The sequence below is a fragment of the uncultured Streptomyces sp. genome (assembly GCF_947488945.1).
GTDB lineage: Bacteria > Actinomycetota > Actinomycetes > Streptomycetales > Streptomycetaceae > Streptomyces.
The window spans coordinates 1-268 of sequence record NZ_CANLBS010000111.1 but is presented as its reverse complement, the minus strand read 5'-3'; the positions used below and the strand labels follow the sequence as shown (position 1 = coordinate 268).

The window sequence follows — 268 nt, the reverse complement described above, 5'->3', positions numbered from 1 at the left end:
GACGCGAAGACCACCTCCGGCGTATCCTCCGACGACTCCTCCACACTCTGCCGGGCCAACGCGGTCAATACGGCGTCGGGGCCCAGCTCCAGGAACCGGGTCACACCCTCACGCTCAAGTGCCCGCACACCGTCGGTGAAACGAACCGCACCGCGGACATGGTCCACCCAGTAAGACGGGTCGGTGAGTTTCGAGGACACCACCGTGCCCGTCACATTCGAGACCACCGGAATACGCGGCTCGCTGTAGGTGAGGGTTGCGGCGACCT

General features: G+C 65.3%; 1 protein-coding gene. It reads right to left on the bottom strand.

The features are described 5' to 3' along the window. A partial coding sequence (locus tag Q0994_RS34025; RefSeq protein ID WP_299542620.1) for a hypothetical protein occupies positions 1-268 on the bottom strand: 268 nt, incomplete at both ends.